This window comes from Pseudomonas sp. 9.3L, from assembly GCF_058536285.1.
In genome coordinates this window covers 1,785,552-1,803,290 of record NZ_JBZUBK010000001.1, presented here as the reverse complement: position 1 = coordinate 1,803,290, position 17,739 = coordinate 1,785,552, and the positions used below count along the sequence as shown (strand labels likewise).

Genomic DNA, 17,739 nt, shown 5'->3' with positions numbered 1-17,739 from the left:
TTAGAACTGTATGGGAACAGTTCGCTCAGTTGCCGAAGAATAACCCGCTGCGCTAATCATTGCGACCAGCAAACGCCGGGCGCTGCCAGCACTCGGTATCAGCAGGGGAAGCTGCTATCAACGTGCCTGACCCAGCGCGCCGTTGCGGTCGGAGATCACGACTTCCACTCGACGGTTCAACGCCCTTCCCCGCTCGGTGGCATTTGCCTCGACCGGGTATTGGTCGCCATAGCCTTCTACCCCAACACGCCGCTCTTCTACCCCCAGGTCAACCAACAGGTCAGCCACTGCCTGGGCGCGGTCTCGGGAGAGCTTCAGGTTATCGGCCGCCACGCCGGTACTGTCGGTATAGCCCTCGATCCGGATACGCCGTTTAGGGTTGACCTGCAAAAACTGCACGAGCTTGAGCAACGTACGGTTGGCCGAGGGTTTGAGGTCTGACTCACCGGTGTCGAACAGCACGTCGCCTAGGGTAAGTACAAGGCCACGGTCGGCATCGGTAGTGGTTAGCGCCAGCAGCTGCTCTTCGAGCCACTGGCCTTGACGCTGCACACTGACAAGCTTGGACTCTCGCAGGGCCAACTGAAGACGCTCCCGTTCCAACGCTTGACGCTGAAGGGCTTCTTGATTGACCCCTGCTTCACTGTGCGCCTGAGCGATGTCGCTATAACGGCTGCTCAAGTATGCGTAATGAAGCACGTCCTCGTTAGCCCCCCAGTAGCCCGACAAGCGCTCCGCCCGCGACAGAGACTCGCCCGCGCGGATCACATCCTTTGGCGCAAAGCGAAGGACTTGAGTGTCCTCTCGCACGCTCTGAAAACGAGCCGACGCCTGGGCCAAGGCATCGTCGGTGGCATGACTGGCACAGCCCGACACCCCTACGGCCAAACCGGTACTGGCCAACAAGGCCAGGCAGGTGCGCGCACCCCTCATTGCGTGTCTCCCAACTGCTTATGTAAACGCTGAATACGCCCCTTCATCTGGGCCAGTTGCTCATGGGTCTTGCGGGTCAGCTCGTTGGCTTCGGCCAGGCGAGCGTCCAGTTCGGCCTGCTCAAGCGCCATGCGGGCGGCCTTATTATATTGGCTTGCCATGTCTGCCCGACCCTGCGCGGTTTTATTCAAGGCTTCGGCCAACGGCGAAACAGTATCAAGGGCACCCACCGCGCGGGCCTGCTCAATGGCCTGCTCGGTCAGCTGCAACTGCTCATCGGGCGAAGGCGCCGTGGCGCAGCCAGCCAAGGCCAGTAGCGCTCCTATACAGAGAACTCGTGTATTCACACCGCGTTTCCTACTGATAAATAATCAAAAACGTGAAAGATGATGCCACTTCAGCGTGGGTGCCACCAGCAGCAGGGCTTGACAAGGTTTAAACAGATGCGCGGTTGGGGTGCATAAAGGGGGCACTAGTGGTGGCGTGCACAAACACAGTGCCACAGCCGCTGAAATTGGTTCACCTGTGCGCGAACCAATCCATCAAGACAGTTGGATCCTGATCGGACCAATCATCCATTGGCCCAGCGCATTACCCATTCCTGCCCACTGCATGGCGGTCACTGGCTATTGATTACCCGGACCAATTGTAATTGGCATCCGTATTGCTACCTCCCTTGCATGATTGCCCGCAGGCGTAGCCCTGCATGGCCCTAGAGCATAAGTGCGTGGCGAGAGGGACAATGGAACGGTTCGAGACTGACACCCTGGCGGATACCACCTCCCGGTGGGCGCTGGATGCGCTACGCCAGATGGTGGCTCAGCATGCAGCGGCCCCTGAGCGACCACTGCCGACCGAGCGTGAGCTGGCAGCGACCTTTTCGGTTAGTCGGCGGGCGGTACGCCGCGCCCTGGCGGTGCTGGAAGCCGAAGGGCAGATTTGGCGCCGGCAAGGTAAAGGTACCTTCGTCGGGCCAACTCCACCCAGCGCAGCGATGAGCTTTGCCAAGCTATTGAGCCGCACCAATTTCAGTGAAGTGATGGAAGCTCGCCTTCACCTGGAGCCCGCCCTGGCGTCGCTCGCCGCCGTGCGGGCCAGTGGTGAACAGATGGCCATTTTGCGCCGCCTGACCGAGCGCACCACAGGCCAGCAAGGGGCGGCCCAGGTAGACCCCGACAGCCTGGAGCTCTGGGACAGCGCGCTGCACCGTGCCATCGCCGAGGCGGCAGGTAATCGGTTGTTACTGGACATCTTTGAAATGCTCGATGCGATTCGCCTTGACCCTGCATGGCGCCACCTGCGCCAGCGGGCGCGCAATACCGACCGCCTGAGCACCTACAGCCACGACCACGACGACATCATGCAGGCCATCGAGCAACGCGACCCGGTCAAGGCCGCCGCAGCGATGCGCGGGCATTTGCGCGCACTGCAACACGCGCTCGACAACGTTATTCACCAAGACCTGGAGGCCAGCGCATGAGCCAGCACCCCCCTACTCCCCAGCGGCCGGTTTTAAGCGTGAGCGACCTCAGTGTACGGTTCAAAGGCGCACCGGCGAATGTCGTCGACGGCGTATCGTTCTCCGTACAGCCCGGGCAAACCCTGGCCATCGTCGGCGAGTCAGGGTGTGGCAAAAGCGTGACCTCCATGGCGCTGATGGGCCTGCTTCCCGAGACCGCGCAGGTGAGTGCCAGCGCGTCCAGCCTGCTCGATGAATCTTTGCTAGGGATGTCGGCAGAGCGGCTGCTAAGCGTTCGCGGCAACCGTATGGCGATGATCTTCCAAGAGCCTATGACGTCCCTGAACCCGGTGTTCAGCATTGGCGAGCAAATTGCCGAAAGCGTCATGCGTCATCAGGGCCTGAGCAAAGCGGCTGCTCGCGCACGTGCTTTGGAAATGCTGGAAAAAGTGCGCGTGCCCGATGCAGCGCAGCGCCTGGACGCTTACCCCCACGAGCTGTCAGGTGGCATGCGTCAACGGGCAATGATTGCCATGGCCTTGGCCAATGACCCGACACTGATTATTGCCGATGAGCCCACCACCGCGCTGGACGTGACCATCCAGGCGCAGATCCTTGCCCTTGCAGGCACGCTCCAGGCCGAAACGGGCACTTCGATGATCCTCATCACCCACGACCTGGGCGTAGTGGCCGAAGTGGCCGATCAGGTAATGGTGATGTACGCCGGGCAGGTGGTTGAAAGCGGCTCGGTCAAGGCGCTGTTCGATGATCCTCAACACCCTTACACCATTGGGCTGATGGGCTCGATGCCGTCGATTGGGCCTCGTGAGGGCCGCCTGGCGACGATCCACGGGCGTGTGCCCACCCCCGCTGAGATGCCTAGTGGCTGCCGCTTCGCCGGGCGATGCCCGTTCGTAATCAGTGCCTGCCGAGAAGCACGACCGCCGTTGCTCGAAGTGTCGCCGGGGCATCACGCCGCGTGCATCCGGGCGCCGCTTGAACATCACGTGGGAGCCAGCGCATGAACCCGTCTGACCGCGCCATCCAGCCTGCTATGGACAGCTCGAAGCCCATCCTTGAAAGCATTGCCGTCAGTAAGCATTTTGGTACCGAACGCGGCTTTCTTCAGCGCAAAAAGCCCCCCGTGCAAGCCGTAAACGAGGTGTCTCTCGCCGTTCGCCGCGGCGAGACGCTGGCGCTGGTAGGCGAATCAGGCTCAGGCAAGTCGACGCTGGGCAGGCTACTGCTCAACCTGCTCAAACCTACTGCCGGCGATGTGATCTATGAAGGCCGCAACCTAGGCAACCTGGCACCAGAAAAACTGCGCCAGGTACGCCGGGACCTACAGATCATCTTTCAAGACCCGTTCGCCTCGCTCAACCCACGCATGAGCGTTGAGGCGATCATCGGCGAACCTATCTGGCTGCACCGCGACGACAGCCGCAGCGCGCGCCAGGACCGGGTGGCCGAGCTGTTACGGACCGTCGGCCTGGCGCCGGAGCATGGCGGCCGCTACCCCCATGAGTTCTCCGGGGGCCAGCGCCAGCGCATCGGCATCGCCCGCGCCCTGGCTTCGGAGCCGCGGTTGATTCTGGGCGATGAACCGGTGTCGGCGCTGGACGTCTCGGTGCAAGCGCAAGTGGTCAACCTGCTGGAAGACCTCAAACACCAGTTTGGCCTCACCCTGGTGATCGTGGCACACGGCCTGGCGGTCATCCGCCACATGAGCGACCGGGTGGCGGTGATGTACCTGGGCGAAATTGTCGAACTGGCGCCGGTCAATGCGCTGTTCGAGACGCCTTTGCACCCTTACACACAAGCACTGATGGCCGCCGTGCCAGTAAGCCACCCCGACCTGCGCCATCTTCGGCCCGTGCTTGGTGGGGACATGCCAAGCCCTAGCCAACCTCCGTCAGGGTGCCGTTTCCATACCCGTTGCCCTCATGCGCGTGCCTTGTGCCGGGAGGTTAAACCCCTGTTCGAGCGAGTGAGCACAGAGCCGGTAGACGGGCAGCCAGCCGAGCGCTCGGTTGCCTGCCATTTCTGGCGTGAGATCGCCAACGCCGGCGGCGATGCGCTGATCGTACCGACGCCGAGCGCGGCCTATACCCAACGCCTCAACCTATTCAAACGCCATCAAGCCCTAGCCTTGGAGAGTCAGCCATGAAAGTCGCCCACCTGATGACAGGAACGCTCCTGCTGCTGGCCGCGAACGCCGCCATCGCCGAGACCACGCTACGCATCGGCATTCAGGATGACCCGGACGTGCTTGACCCGCACCGCTCGCGCACCTACTCAGGCCGCCTGGTGTACACCGCCCTGTGCGACAAGCTGGTCGACGTCAGCCCGCAGCTTGAATACCTGCCGCAACTGGCCACGGCGTGGACCTGGAGCGAGGACGGCAAAACCCTGACCATGACCCTGCGTGAAGGCGTGACCTTCCATGATGGCGAGGCCTTCGACGCTGCGGCAGTGAAGTTCAACCTCGACCGCGCACGCACGTTGCCCGATTCACTGCGCAAGAGCGAGCTGGCCTCGGTGGAGAGCGTGGACGTGGTCGATCCCAAGACCGTGGCGATCAAGGTCAAACAACCCGATGCGACACTGATCTCGCAGCTGTCCGACCGTGCCGGGATGATGCTGGCGCCCAAGGCCTCGGCTACCGATGTGGCCTCCAAGCCGGTATGTTCGGGGCCTTACAAGTTCGTGCAACGGGTACAACAGGACCGTATCGTGCTGGAGCGTTTCGATAACTATTGGAACAAACAGGCCTATCACTTCGACAAGGTGATTTTCTTGCCGATTCCAGACACCTCGGTACGCTTGGCCAACCTGCGGTCCGGCGACCTGGACATCATCGAGCGCGTTGCCCCCACCGACGTCAAGACCGCCAAGGCCGACCGCAACGTACAGGTCTTCAATACGCCGGGGCTAGGCTATATGCAGCTGATGTATAACGTGGGTAACGGCGAGCGGGCCAAGACGCCCATGGGCCAGGACGCCCGGGTGCGCAAGGCGTTCGAGCTGGCCATTGACCGCGACGCTATCAACCAAGTGGTGTTCGAAGGCTTGTACGCCCCCAGTGCTCAACCCTTCCCTACCAGCAGCCCCTACTACGACAAATCCTTGCCGATCCCCGCCCGCGATGTCGAGCAGAGCAAGAAGTTACTGGCGCAAGCCGGGGTCAAGCCACCGCTTAGCATTGACCTTAAAGTTGCCAACAACCCCATCGCTCAGCAGGTTGGGCAAATCATCCAGGCAATGACCGAAGAAGCGGGCTTCAAGGTCAACCTGATCGCCACTGAATACGCCACCTTGCTCAGCGAGCAACAGGCCGGCAATTTCCAGATTGGCATGAGTGCCTGGTCCGGCCGGCCTGACCCAGACGGGGATATCCATCAGTTCGTGACCTGCAAAGGTGCACAAAACGATGGCCGCTTCTGTGACCCCAAGCTCGACGAACTGCTGAACAAGGCACGCACTGTCAACGATCAGGGGCAGCGTCAAGCCCTGTATTTCCAAGCCTTGCGCTTGCTGGCCAGCGACGTGCCTACCAGTTACCTGTATTTCGACCCACGCATCATTGCCATGAGCAGCAAGCTGACCGGCTTCGTACCTAACCCTGATGGCTTGATCCGGCTTGCCAACATGGCGTTCAAATGAACCGCGCATACCGTTTTGAGGAGTCACTATGCTGACATTTATCCTTCGACGGATGCTCAGCGCCATCCCGACGCTGATCCTGGTCTCACTGTTCGTGTTCACCCTGCAAAAGCTGCTACCGGGTGACCCGGTGCAGGCCATGGCAGGCGAAGAGCGCGACCCGGCAGTGATGGACTACTTGCGAGAGAAGTACCACCTCAACGACCCGGTACCCCTCCAGTACATCCACTGGGTAGGTAATGTGTTGCAGGGGGACTTCGGCACGTCGCTGCGCACCGAGCAGCCAGTAACCACCCTGCTCGCCTCCAAGCTGCCCGTTACCTTGGAACTGGCAGTGCTGGCCTTGATCGTGGCCTTACTGATCGGCATCCCGACCGGTGTGATTTCGGCAGTGCGCAAAGGCACTGCCGTGGATTACAGTGCGAACGTGCTGGCGTTATCGGGCATCTCCATCCCGCATTTTTGGCTGGGGATCCTGCTGATTCTGGTCTTCGCGGTGAAACTCCAGTGGCTGCCGGCCTCGGGGTTCGTGCCTTTGGGTGAGGATATCGGGCAGAACCTCAAAACCTTGATCCTGCCTGCCTTTGTACTCGGTGCCGGGCTCTCGGGGGTACTGATGCGCCATACCCGCAGCGCCATGCTTGAGGTGTTGCGCGCCGACTACGTTCGAACTGCCCGGGCCAAGGGGTTGCTTCCCCGCGCCGTGATCCTAAAGCACGCGCTGCGTAACGCCCTGATGCCCATCGTAACCCTTACCACGTTGTTATTCGGTGAACTCCTTGGCGGTGCGGTACTGACCGAACAGGTGTTCAGCATTCCCGGTTTCGGCAAGATGATCGTGGATGCGGTATTCAACCGGGACTATGCCGTGGTGCAAGGCGTTGTGCTGTGCGTGGCCATTGGGTTCCTGCTGCTGAACCTGCTGGCAGACGTGTTGTACCGGATGATCAACCCGCGCTTGAGGACGGCCTGATGACTGCGACGATGTCCCCCGCTGCAAGCGGCACTCAACTGGGCACCCTGCCACGTACGCGCTCACCCTTCGTGCGTAAGTTTCTGGCTAACAAAGGCGCGGTACTGGGCCTTGCGGTGTTGCTGGTGTTTATTCTTGCGGCCGTCTTTGCGCCCTGGATCGCGCCACATGACCCGCTCAAGGCGAACTTCCTGGCGGTGCGCAAGGCGCCGTCGATGCTGTATTGGCTGGGAACCGATGAGCTAGGGCGTGACCTGTTTTCCCGGTTGCTGTGGGGCGCGCGCAGCTCGCTGCTGGCAGGGGCCGTGTCGGTTGCGATTGCGATGGTTATTGGTGTGCCGCTGGGCCTGTTGGCGGGTTACTTTGGCGGCAAGCTGGACGCGGTGATCTCACGGGTCATGGAGGCTCTGCTGTCTTGCCCCTTTCTGGTACTGGCCATTGCCCTGGGAGCCTTTCTCGGCCCAAGCCTGACCAACGCGATGATTGCCATCGGCCTGTCGGCGATGCCCATCTTTGCGCGCCTTACCCGCGGCCAAGTGTTAGCCATCCGTCATGAGGATTACCTGGAAGGCGCCCGCGCGATCGGCCTGCCTGACCGCTGGATCATTTGGCGCTATGTACTCCCCAACGTGCTCTCGCCTTTGGTGGTGCAAGCCACGCTGACCATCGCTTCGGCGATCCTGGCCGAAGCCAGCCTGTCCTTTCTTGGCCTGGGGCAACAACCGCCCTCGCCCTCTTGGGGCTCGATGCTCAACACTGCAAAAAACTTCATGGAGCAGGCGCCTTGGATGTCAATTGCCCCAGGCGTGGCGATCTACATCACGGTACTGTGCTTCAACCTGTTGGGCGATGGCTTGCGCGACGCCCTAGACCCTAAAAGCTGACCTACTGCTAAAGAGACGACCGTATGTTCGATGATCTGGATTACCAGCAGCCCTACCCCTCGGCCCGCTCGCCGGTGATGGGCAACAACATGGTGGCGTGTTCCCAGCCGCTGGCTGCGCAGGCCGGCCTGGACATGCTGCGCCAGGGCGGTAATGCGGTGGACGCTGCCATCGCAGCCGCCATGGTGCTGACCGTGGTCGAACCCACCGGCTGCGGTATCGGGAGTGACGCCTTTGCCATCGTCTGGGACGGCAAGCAGTTGCAAGGCTTGAATGCCTCCGGGCGCTCACCCAAGGCCTGGACGGCAGACTACTTCGAAGGCCAGACCGAGATGCCTCAGCGGGGCTGGGGCGCAGTCACGGTGCCAGGTGCCGTGTCGGCCTGGGTGGCCCTGTCGGAGCGCTACGGAAAACTACCGTTCGAAACCCTTGCACAGCCCGCCATTGGCTATGCCCGCGAGGGTTACCAGGTGACCCCCATCATTGCCGAGCTATGGCGGCGCGGCGCTGCCTTGCTCAAGGACGAACCCGGCTTTGCCGAGTGTTTCCTGCCAGGCGGCCAGGCACCCAAGCCTGGCGAGAAAATCAAACTCGCTGACCATGCGCGCACTCTGGAATCCATCGCCAAGACCAAGGGCGATTCGTTTTATAAAGGCGAACTGGCACAGGCCATCATTGCCCATGCCCACCTTCACGGTAGCGTGATGATCCTGGATGACCTGGCCAGCCATCGCGTGGATTGGATCGACACCTTGTCTGTGCCCTACGCGGGCGCCGTGGTCCACGAGCTACCACCCAATGGCCAGGGCATTGCCACCTTGGCGGGCCTTACCCTGCTTGAAAACCTGGGCGTCGGAGAGCACCCAGTCGATAGCGTGGATACTGTGCACCTTGTGCTTGAGGCCATGAAGCTGGCGCTGGCCGACCTTAACGAGCACGTGACCGACGATGCGCACATGCGCCTGCAAGCACAGCACCTGCTGGCGCCCGACTACCTGGCCGAGCGGGCAGCACTGGTCAATGACCAAGCGGCCAACCCAGGCCATGGGTCGCCCAAGGCGGGCGGTACCGTGTACCTGTCAGCCGCAGATGAAAGCGGCATGATGGTGTCGTTCATTCAGTCCAATTACATGGGCTTTGGTTCAGGTGTCGTGGTGCCCGGCACTGGCATAAGCCTTCAGAATCGAGGCGCCGGGTTCACCCTTGACCCTCATCACGTCAATACCGTTGCACCTGGCAAACGCCCCTTCCATACCATCATTCCGGGCTTTGTGATGAATGCCGACGGCACCCCGCTGATGTCGTTCGGGTTGATGGGGGGTCCGATGCAGGCGCAGGGGCATTTGCAAATGATGATGCGGATCTTGCGCTATAAGCAGAACCCTCAAGCCGCTGCCGATGCGCCTCGCTGGAGGATTGAGTCCGGGCTCAAAGTCGCGGTAGAGCGCACGTTCGACCCTGCCGTGATAGAGGCGCTCAGGGCTAAAGGGCATGATCTGCAGGTGGAAGACCCCAGCGGCGTCTTCGCCTTCGGCGGCGCGCAAATCATACAGCGCACCGCGCATGGCTATGTAGGAGGCACTGACCCGCGCAAGGATGGTTTGGTAGCGGCCTACTGAGCCCCTGGCCCAGCCGCCTGCTGCTGCTGGAGTTTCCAGCGCTCGGCGTTGCGCTGAAGGATGGCCTGGATGCCCCCAGACGCTGCCAGCTCGGTCATTTTCTTGGCCAACTGGCCGCGTAGCCAACCATCGTTGCACGCCGAGTCTTGGGCGATGGCTACATAGACGCCCGGCCGGTCGACGGTCAAGGCGTGAGGCTGCAAGCGGTCGGTAAGCCCAAGCGCGGCCACGGCGGCCTCGCCTGCATAGCGTGGCGCAATGGCGTAATCGGCCTGGCCCAGTGCTAATTGCTTGAGGGTATGCGTCAGGTTGTCTGCTGTTGTGAGTTGAAGGTGCTCCGCGGCGAAGCGTGCAAACGCAGCCGTTGGGCGCGCTTTTGCCGATATCAAACCTGACTGCCCCGACAGGTCTGCCAGGGCCGTGTAGCGCGCGGGCGCGCCCTCGCGTGACCACACGAGGTAATCATTCAACGCCAACGGTGGGTAAACGTAATCCAGGTGGTCGAGGTCCGCGTCGATCAACACCGCATCCGCCAGGATATCCACCCGCCCCGTGCGCACCTCTTCCAACGCCTGGGCGCGTTTTCCGGTGTACAGCACATCGAGCTTAACACCCAGCTCACTGGCGATAGTTACGAGCACCTCCACACTGGCACCAATCAGCCGATGAGGGTCGGCTGGGTCACGCCAGGCATAAGGCGGCGCATCAGGGCTGGCAGTCACCACAAGGCGCTCACAGCTGCCCGCCCCAAACGCCAGGGAGGGCAGCAGCGCTACACCCGAAAGCCAGCGGAGGGGGACAGGCATATGAAAAGCGCTCCAGAGAGACCCAAGGCCGCGTGCTGCGGTGACGCCGGTAGCAGCCTAGCTTGCTAGCGACCCGCCGCTGCGTTTTCGATCACACTAGCTTTTCAAGCTCCGGCAGAATCTCGAACAAGTCACCTACCAGGCCGTAGTCTGCTACCTGGAAGATCGGCGCTTCTTCGTCCTTGTTGATCGCCACGATCACCTTGGAATCCTTCATTCCCGCCAGGTGCTGGATCGCCCCGGAAATACCCACGGCAATGTAGAGCTGCGGCGCGACGATCTTGCCGGTTTGCCCAACCTGCATGTCGTTAGGCACGAAACCTGCGTCAACGGCGGCGCGCGAAGCACCTACTGCGGCGCCCAGTTTGTCCGCCAGGCTGTAAAGATGCTTGAAGTTGTCGCCGTTCTGCATCCCACGGCCACCGGAAACCACAACCTTGGCGGCCGTAAGCTCTGGCCGGTCAGAGGTGGCGAGAGCTTCGTTCACGAACGAAGAAAGGCCTGCGTCCTGAACGTCACCCACGGCCTCCACGGCAGCAGCACCACCCTCGGCGGCAACTGGATCGAAACCCGTGGTGCGCACGGTGATAACTTTGACTGCTGCGTTGGACTGCACGGTAGCGATAGCGTTACCGGCATAAATAGGCCGTTTGAAGGTATCCGGGTTTTCGACGGCAATGATTTCGGACAGTTGATCCACGTCCAGCAGCGCAGCGACCCGCGGCATGAAGTTCTTGCCGTTAGTGGTCGCCGGCGCCAGTACATGGCTGTACCCCGAGGCCAAGCCCACAATCAGCGGTGCGACGTTTTCAGGAAGCTGGTGAGCATAGGCGGCGTTGTCTGCTACCAGTACCTTAGCCACGCCAGCGACCTTGGCAGCTGCATCGGCAACGGCGCTTAAGCCCTGCCCGGCTACCAGTACATGCACGTCCCCGCCAATTTGCTGAGCGGCGGCAACGGCATTGAGGGTGGCGCCTGCCAGTGCGCCGTCTTCGTGTTCAGCGATAACCAGGATTGCCATCAGATTACCTTCGCCTCATTTTTCAGTTTTTCGACCAGTTCAGCCACCGACTTGACCTTGATCCCCGCACCCCGAACCGCAGGGGCTTCGACCTTGAGGGTTTTGCTTGTAGAGGTGGTTGAAACGCCCAGTGCCTCCGGGGTGAAGCTTTCGAGGGGCTTCTTCTTGGCCTTCATGATGTTAGGCAACGACGCGTAGCGCGGTTCGTTTAGGCGCAGGTCGGTGGTCACGATGGCCGGTAGCTTGAGAGCAACGGTTTGCAGACCGCCGTCGATTTCACGGGTGACGTTGACCGTATCGCCCGTGACTTCAACCTTCGAAGCAAAGGTGCCTTGGGCGTAACCAGTGAGGGCGGCGAGCATTTGGCCGGTCTGGTTGTTATCACTGTCGATCGCCTGCTTGCCCAGGATGACCAACTGAGGCTGTTCTTTATCGACCACGGCCTTGAGCGCCTTGGCAATGGCCAGCGAGCCCAGCTCCTCAGTGGTTTCTACCAGTACGGCGCGGTCGGCACCCAGTGCCAGGGCGGTGCGCAATTGTTCTTGAGCCGTGGTGGGCCCCACGGTGACCACGATGACTTCGGTGGCCACGCCTTTTTCCTTCAAGCGCACCGCTTCTTCAACAGCGATTTCGCAGAACGGGTTCATGCTCATCTTGACGTTGGCAAGATCGACCCCGGAGTTGTCCGCCTTGACGCGGACCTTGACGTTGTAATCGACCACTCGTTTGACAGCTACAAGAACCTTCATGGATTCCTCGTTACTCTCCGGTGAATAAAATGTCGCAGGGCAAGCCTTGCGAACGCTGTGGGCCCGCCTTGGCGTCGAGCCTTTGCACGGCGGGCGCCAGGTAGCGCGGCAGGATAGGCCTGCCCCTAAGCCTTGGGCCCGGAAGCCACCACACGGCGCGAAACCAGTTGTTATAGACAACAGCTGGCCAGAAACCGCTCGTATCTTGACCGTATAGGAAAACTCGGTCAATACGCGGAACCGCACGGTCACACTGCAGGAAGGCCCGGCCAGGAAGGCCCGGCTTATTGACGTCTAGCAAATTCAAACAAACGTTTGATTTGGACCAGCCTGTTGGTGTAGATATAATGCGCCACCGGGACAACGGCTCGCGCCGCGCTTGCGCTGCCTTGCGTATCATCTTATCGAGTGCCCGTTACAGGTTTGGCCAGCGTGCCGCCTACCCTATTAGAAGAACCGTACCTGCCTGTGTTTAGGAGATAACCTGTGGAACGCGAATGCATGGAATTCGACGTGGTCATTGTCGGTGCTGGCCCTGCCGGCCTGTCCGCTGCCTGCCGTATCAAGCAGAAGGCCGCCGAAGCCGGTCAGGACATCAGCGTCTGCGTGGTTGAAAAAGGCTCCGAGGTGGGTGCTCATATCTTGTCCGGTGCCGTGTTCGAACCCCGCGCGCTGACTGAACTGTTCCCTGACTGGAAGGCCATGGGCGCGCCGCTCAATACACCTGTCACGCGCGATGACGTTTACGTGCTGAAAACGTCGGAGCACGCTCGCAAGATCCCTGACGCATTGGTACCCAAGACCATGCACAACCAGGGCAACTATATTATCTCGCTGGGTAACCTCTGCCGCTGGCTGGCGCAGCAGGCAGAAAACCTGGGCGTGGAAGTGTACCCAGGCTTCGCGGCACAGCAAGCCTTGATAGACGAGCAAGGTACGGTGCGTGGCATCCTCACCGGTGACATGGGCGTAGACCGCGAAGGCAACCCCAAGGGCGGCATGTATACACCGGGAATGGAGCTGCGTGGCAAGTACACGCTCTTCGCCGAAGGTTGCCGAGGCCATATCGGCAAACAGCTGATCAAGCAGTACAACCTGGACAGCGAGGCCGACACCCAGCACTACGCCATCGGCCTGAAAGAAATCTGGGACGTTGAGCCGGGGCGTCATGAGCAAGGCCTGGTGATGCACACGGCAGGCTGGCCCCTGGACGATGCGAACCCAGGGGGTTCCTTCCTTTATCACCTGGAGAACAATCAGGTGGTGGTGGGGTTGATCGTCGATCTGTCGTACAGCAACCCGTACCTCTCCCCGTTCGACGAGTTTCAGCGTTACAAGCACCACCCCGTGGTCAAGCAATACCTGGAAGGCGGCAAGCGGGTGTCCTACGGCGCGCGAGCGATCACAAAAGGAGGCTTGAACGCACTGCCGAAAATGGTCTTCGCTGGTGGCGCATTGATCGGCTGTGATTTGGGGACACTGAATTTTGCCAAGATCAAGGGCAGCCACACAGCGATGAAATCCGGCATGCTGGCCGCTGATGCGGTAGTTGATCGCCTGATGGCGGGCAGCGAGGGGGGTGATGTGCTCACCGCCTACCCAGAAGCCTTCAAGGCAAGCTGGGTGTACGACGAGCTCTTCACCAGCCGCAACTTCGGGGCCGCTATTCACAAGTGGGGCGCGATCAAGGGCAACGCGTTCAACTTCGTAGACCAGAACCTCTTCGGTGGCAAGCTACCCTTCACCCTGCGTGATAAAACTCCAGACTATGCCTGCCTTAAGCTGGCTAAGGACTCGAAGAAAATCGAGTACCCGCGCCCTGATGGAAAGCTCAGCTTCGACAAGCTCAGCTCGGTGTTCTTATCGGGTACCAACCACGAAGAAGAGCAGCCGTGCCACCTCAAGCTCAGGGACCCGAGCATACCCATCGCCAAAAACCTGCCCCTTTACGACGAGCCCGCACAGCGCTATTGCCCAGCCGGCGTGTACGAAGTGGTCACCCAGGAAAACGGCGACAAGCGCTTCCAAATCAACGCCCAAAACTGCGTGCATTGCAAAACCTGCGATATCAAGGACCCGGCGCAGAACATTACTTGGGTGGCGCCCGAAGGCTCAGGCGGGCCTACCTACCCCAATATGTAAGAACGCGTTAGTGACGTGCCTCGATACTTGCCAGTGCTCACACAGCCTGGCGGGTAACACCCTGTATAGAATGAAGGCTTTCCCCGCATTCAGCGCGCGTTATTATTCCTGCCACTTATCAGGAGGCCAGACTTATGGCCTGTACACCCTATTAACGGCTGTGGATCTTATGCGCGCCCTTCTTTCCTGCTGTCTCCTCCTTGGGCTGTTCGCCCCCTCACTTGCCGCACTGGCGGCGCCTCAACATTATATTTATTTCCCTCACCGGGAGCCCGGCGGGCAGAACATTCGAAACAACACGTCGCTGCATGACCCTCGCTTTAGTGGGGCACAGGTTGTTTACACTTGGCGCAGCCTGGAGCCCATCGAGGGCCATTATGACTTCAGCGCAATTCAGGCTGATATCAACTACTTGAACGCCGTTGGCAAAAAGCTTTGGATACAACTCCAGGAAAAGTCATTCACGCCGCGCAAGAACGTTCCGGACTATATCGTTACTGGCCTGCGGTACAAGGGTGGCGTGGTGAAGCAAAGCATGCTGAGCGCGCCTGAGCGCGACCCAAACAAACCGCCCAGCGACGATGAATATGGCTGGTCCGCCAAGATGTGGGAAGCGCCGGTCAGGGACCGTTATCAGGCACTGATAGCGCAGCTTGGGCGTGCGTTTGACGGGAAAATCGAAGGCATCAATTTCAGTGAAAGCTCCATCGAGATTGGTACTGAAGATGCCAACGGGCATACGCGCTTTCCTGAGGATTTCGACCCGCAGGTGTATGTCGATGCGATCAAAAGCAACATGCACGCGCTGGCCACAGCTTTCAAACACTCTACCCCCATGGTCTACCTCAACTTCTTACCGGGCGAGTGGCTACCGTGGGAGGACAAAGGTTACATGGCGAGCTTATTCGCGCAGGCTCAAAAGCTGAAGATGGGTGTGGGTGGGCCCGACTTGATGCCTTACCGTAAGAGCCACATGGCGCAAACGTATGGATTTTTCAAAAACTATCCAGAGTCTTTAGTGAAAGGCATGGCCGTGCAGGAAGGCAACTTACGGCAAATCAACCCGAAGACTGGCCAGAAGAATACCGTAGCGGACCTACTGGCATTTGCCGAACACCCACTTGGCTTGAACTACATCTTCTGGTTCGAAGATGAACCCTACTTTACCAATGAAGTGCTTCAGCAATTGCGTGACAGCAACGCCAACGCATAGAGAGGGAGCGGCGACCAACTTGAAACGTTAGTCGCGCGCGCTCTTACTCAACAGCGCTTAGAGAGTCCACTTCAGCGAGAACATTAGGTTCCGTGGGTCGCCGTAAACGCCACTGCCCGAACCTGTAGGGATGCCTTGGAAGTAGCGCTGATCGAACAGGTTATTGACGTTAACGCGCCCATCCCAGTGCTCGTCGAACTTATAACCCGCCATCAAGCCTACTACGGCGTAAGCGTCCTGGTGAGCATTCGCTGTGGTGCTTACTTGTTCAAAGGTTTTGCTCTGAGCAAACATGTCCGCCCCTATCCGTACTTTGCTCAGATCGCCTGTCAAGTGGTAGGTAGTGGCCGCCTTGAACAGGTGCTTGGGCTGATTCGGCGCGAACAACCGCCCTTCATTGCGCTCGTTAGGGTCTTCGGATACCTGGCTGAGCACGTAGGTATAAGACGCCGAGAACTGCCAATCTGGTGTCAATGCACCCGTCAGCTCCGCGTCGATACCCTGGCTACGTACTTCTCCCGCTGCTTGGTTGCAGGTCCTGTTTTGCTGTCTACAAATATCTGGTTGAGGCGCCAGGCGATAAGCGCGGTTTTCTTGGGTCATATCAAACAGGGCTACGGATGCATTCAAGGCGCCGTCGAAGTACTCGCCTTTGATGCCGATCTCATAGCTCTCCCCGGTCATAGGGTCCAGCGCCGCCCCGGTAATGTCCTGCTCGCTCTGGGGCTTGAAGATTTCCGTGTAGCTGGCGTACACCGAGTAGGTGTCGTTGAGGCCATAAATCACACCGGCGTAGGGGGTCACTTCCCGCGTCACGCTGTAGTCGTTCTTGCTGGCCACGCGGTCCTCATAATCGAACCAGGACACCCGGCTGCCCACGATCACGTGAAGCGGGTCGATAGGGTTGAACCGCGCTACGGCGTACACGCTTTTCTCAGTATTGGTGGTTCGGCCCGAGTAAGGCTTGCGGTCGGCAGGATTGGGTTTGGCGATGACGCCGGGGTTGAAGTTATAGGGGTCAATGAGCGTGCCCTGTGTCCAGTAGCCGCCCCATTGGTCAAACTTTTCCTGCCGCCGGCTGGCGCCAACGCTCAGCTCATGCTCGCGACCGAACAATTGAACGGGCCCGCTCAGCGACGCATCCAGGTTGGTTTGTACATCTTCGTCTTTGTACTTGCCTGAATACTGGTAAAGGTCGCTACCGGTGTAGCTGAGGTAGTTCGAGAAGGTGTCAGCCTTTGCCCAGATTTTCGACCCTGCCACGCGGGCCGTCCAGCCGTTGTCGAAGTGATGGGTCACGTCCGTGAACAGCGAATAGTTGTCTTTGTCCCAATACGCCCAATCGTTGCTCAAAAAGCTTGAGCGCTTGAGGTGCAGGTCCTCGCCGTTGGGGCCGCTGGGCAGGCCACCCCAGTCCGAAACGTTGTCATCGCGCTGCTTGGAAGCGCCCAGCGTCCAGGTGGTGGCGTCGCTCAGGTCCGCCTCGATCACCCCGTAAAAGGTCTGGCGCTGGTTGTCTTTCTGGTCGGTAAAGCTGTTGCCGTCCTGGTAAGCGCCCACCACGCGACCCCGCAGGGTGCCAGCTTCGTTGAGCTTGTTGGAGGCGTCCACTTCAGTGCGGTAGCGGTCCCAGCTGCCAGCGCTGGTGGTTACGCTTACCTGAGGTATCGCCGTAGGGCGCTTGCGTACCAGGTTCAAGGTAGCGGAAGGGCTGCCAGCGCCGGTCATCAGCCCGGTGGCGCCGCGGACCACTTCGATACGGTCGTACATTGCCAGGTCAGCCGAAGAAATTACGTCTTGGGTGTAGGTGTTGATGCTAGTGGGCAGCCCGTCGTACATGATGTTGTCGATCTTGAACCCACGGGACAAGAACGACTGCCGGTCCCCACCGTACTTACGCAATGTTACCCCTGGCGCGTACTTCACCAAGTCGTTGAGGTCGTTCATGCCTTGGTCATCCATGCGCTGACGCGTCATCACGCTCACCGACTGCGGGGTTTCCCGAATGGACAAGGGCAGCCCGGTGGCCGTACTCATCGCCCCAGTGGTGTACGACTGAGTACCTTCGGTGGTGCTGGCGCCCTTGAGGGTCGCCTCGGCATTGACGTTGACCGTGCCCAGGGTTACCGGGGCGTCTTCAGCATGGGCGGGGCCATACAAGCCGAACGAGATCGCAATAGTCAGGGCGGGAAGAGCGGGACGGAGCATCTTGTGATTCCTGTGATAGGCAAAATGCACGTATCACCCTGCTGCACCCTGGGCCTTCGACAGCCCGGC

The 17,739-nt window shown here is 60.1% G+C and carries 15 protein-coding genes; 9 read left to right on the top strand and 6 right to left on the bottom strand.

Translation table 11 applies throughout. The features are described 5' to 3' along the window. Positions 1-117: 117 nt before the first annotated feature. Both AC4LE2_RS08165 and AC4LE2_RS08160 read right to left on the bottom strand, forming a co-directional pair. Complete coding sequence (locus tag AC4LE2_RS08165; RefSeq protein ID WP_491825277.1) at positions 118-933, bottom strand: OmpA family protein; 816 nt, start codon at positions 931-933, stop codon at positions 118-120. Continuing rightward, on the bottom strand, positions 930-1,280 hold the full coding sequence (locus tag AC4LE2_RS08160) for a DUF4398 domain-containing protein (protein ID WP_491825276.1): 351 nt from the start codon (positions 1,278-1,280) through the stop codon (positions 930-932). Before AC4LE2_RS08160 ends, AC4LE2_RS08165 begins: the two co-directional genes overlap by 4 nt. Positions 1,281-1,675: 395 nt before the next feature. Here AC4LE2_RS08160 and AC4LE2_RS08155 point away from each other — a divergent pair, with 395 nt between their 5' ends. Genes AC4LE2_RS08155 through AC4LE2_RS08125 form a run of 7 tightly spaced genes read left to right on the top strand, consistent with a single transcriptional unit; the run spans position 1,676 to position 9,531 of the window. Continuing rightward, a complete protein-coding gene (locus AC4LE2_RS08155) occupies positions 1,676-2,413 on the top strand; it encodes a FadR/GntR family transcriptional regulator (protein ID WP_491825275.1) in 738 nt (245 codons plus the stop codon). After that, complete coding sequence (locus AC4LE2_RS08150; RefSeq protein ID WP_491825274.1) at positions 2,410-3,417, top strand: ABC transporter ATP-binding protein; 1,008 nt, start codon at positions 2,410-2,412, stop codon at positions 3,415-3,417. The genes AC4LE2_RS08155 and AC4LE2_RS08150 overlap by 4 nt, the downstream gene beginning before the upstream one ends. Next, positions 3,414-4,559, top strand: coding sequence for an ABC transporter ATP-binding protein (locus tag AC4LE2_RS08145; protein WP_491825273.1), 1,146 nt, complete (start codon positions 3,414-3,416; stop codon positions 4,557-4,559). Before AC4LE2_RS08150 ends, AC4LE2_RS08145 begins: the two co-directional genes overlap by 4 nt. Beyond that, entirely contained in the window at positions 4,556-6,055 is a 1,500-nt protein-coding gene (locus tag AC4LE2_RS08140) for an ABC transporter substrate-binding protein (protein ID WP_491825272.1), read from the top strand. Before AC4LE2_RS08145 ends, AC4LE2_RS08140 begins: the two co-directional genes overlap by 4 nt. Positions 6,056-6,083: 28 nt before the next feature. Then, complete coding sequence (locus AC4LE2_RS08135; RefSeq protein ID WP_491825271.1) at positions 6,084-7,028, top strand: ABC transporter permease; 945 nt, start codon at positions 6,084-6,086, stop codon at positions 7,026-7,028. Continuing rightward, positions 7,028-7,912, top strand: a complete 885-nt coding sequence (locus AC4LE2_RS08130) for an ABC transporter permease (protein ID WP_491825270.1) — start codon at positions 7,028-7,030, stop codon at positions 7,910-7,912. The genes AC4LE2_RS08135 and AC4LE2_RS08130 overlap by 1 nt, the downstream gene beginning before the upstream one ends. Before the next feature lie 23 nt (positions 7,913-7,935). Next, positions 7,936-9,531, top strand: coding sequence for a gamma-glutamyltransferase family protein (locus AC4LE2_RS08125; protein ID WP_491825269.1), 1,596 nt, complete (start codon positions 7,936-7,938; stop codon positions 9,529-9,531). Here the strand turns inward: AC4LE2_RS08125 and AC4LE2_RS08120 are convergent. The 3 genes from AC4LE2_RS08120 to AC4LE2_RS08110 form a co-directional block, all read right to left on the bottom strand. Beyond that, positions 9,525-10,337 (bottom strand): substrate-binding periplasmic protein, encoded by an 813-nt coding sequence (locus AC4LE2_RS08120; RefSeq protein ID WP_491825268.1) that lies wholly within the window; start codon positions 10,335-10,337, stop codon positions 9,525-9,527. The two genes, AC4LE2_RS08125 and AC4LE2_RS08120, sit on opposite strands and share 7 nt — an antisense overlap. A 91-nt stretch (positions 10,338-10,428) precedes the next feature. After that, positions 10,429-11,358: an electron transfer flavoprotein subunit alpha/FixB family protein gene (locus AC4LE2_RS08115; RefSeq protein WP_491825267.1), complete on the bottom strand. Its 930-nt coding sequence runs from the start codon at positions 11,356-11,358 to the stop codon at positions 10,429-10,431. Continuing rightward, positions 11,358-12,107, bottom strand: coding sequence for an electron transfer flavoprotein subunit beta/FixA family protein (locus AC4LE2_RS08110; RefSeq protein ID WP_491825266.1), 750 nt, complete (start codon positions 12,105-12,107; stop codon positions 11,358-11,360). The genes AC4LE2_RS08115 and AC4LE2_RS08110 overlap by 1 nt, the downstream gene beginning before the upstream one ends. Positions 12,108-12,593: 486 nt before the next feature. Here AC4LE2_RS08110 and AC4LE2_RS08105 point away from each other — a divergent pair, with 486 nt between their 5' ends. Together AC4LE2_RS08105 and AC4LE2_RS08100 are read left to right on the top strand one after the other, a co-directional pair. Continuing rightward, positions 12,594-14,249: an electron transfer flavoprotein-ubiquinone oxidoreductase gene (locus AC4LE2_RS08105; RefSeq protein WP_491825265.1), complete on the top strand. Its 1,656-nt coding sequence runs from the start codon at positions 12,594-12,596 to the stop codon at positions 14,247-14,249. Between the two features lie 70 nt (positions 14,250-14,319). After that, a complete protein-coding gene (locus AC4LE2_RS08100) occupies positions 14,320-15,462 on the top strand; it encodes a hypothetical protein (RefSeq protein ID WP_491825264.1) in 1,143 nt (380 codons plus the stop codon). Between the two features lie 57 nt (positions 15,463-15,519). Here the strand turns inward: AC4LE2_RS08100 and AC4LE2_RS08095 are convergent, their stop codons facing one another. Then, positions 15,520-17,670, bottom strand: a complete 2,151-nt coding sequence (locus AC4LE2_RS08095) for a TonB-dependent siderophore receptor (RefSeq protein WP_491825263.1) — start codon at positions 17,668-17,670, stop codon at positions 15,520-15,522. Positions 17,671-17,739: the final 69 nt, after the last annotated feature.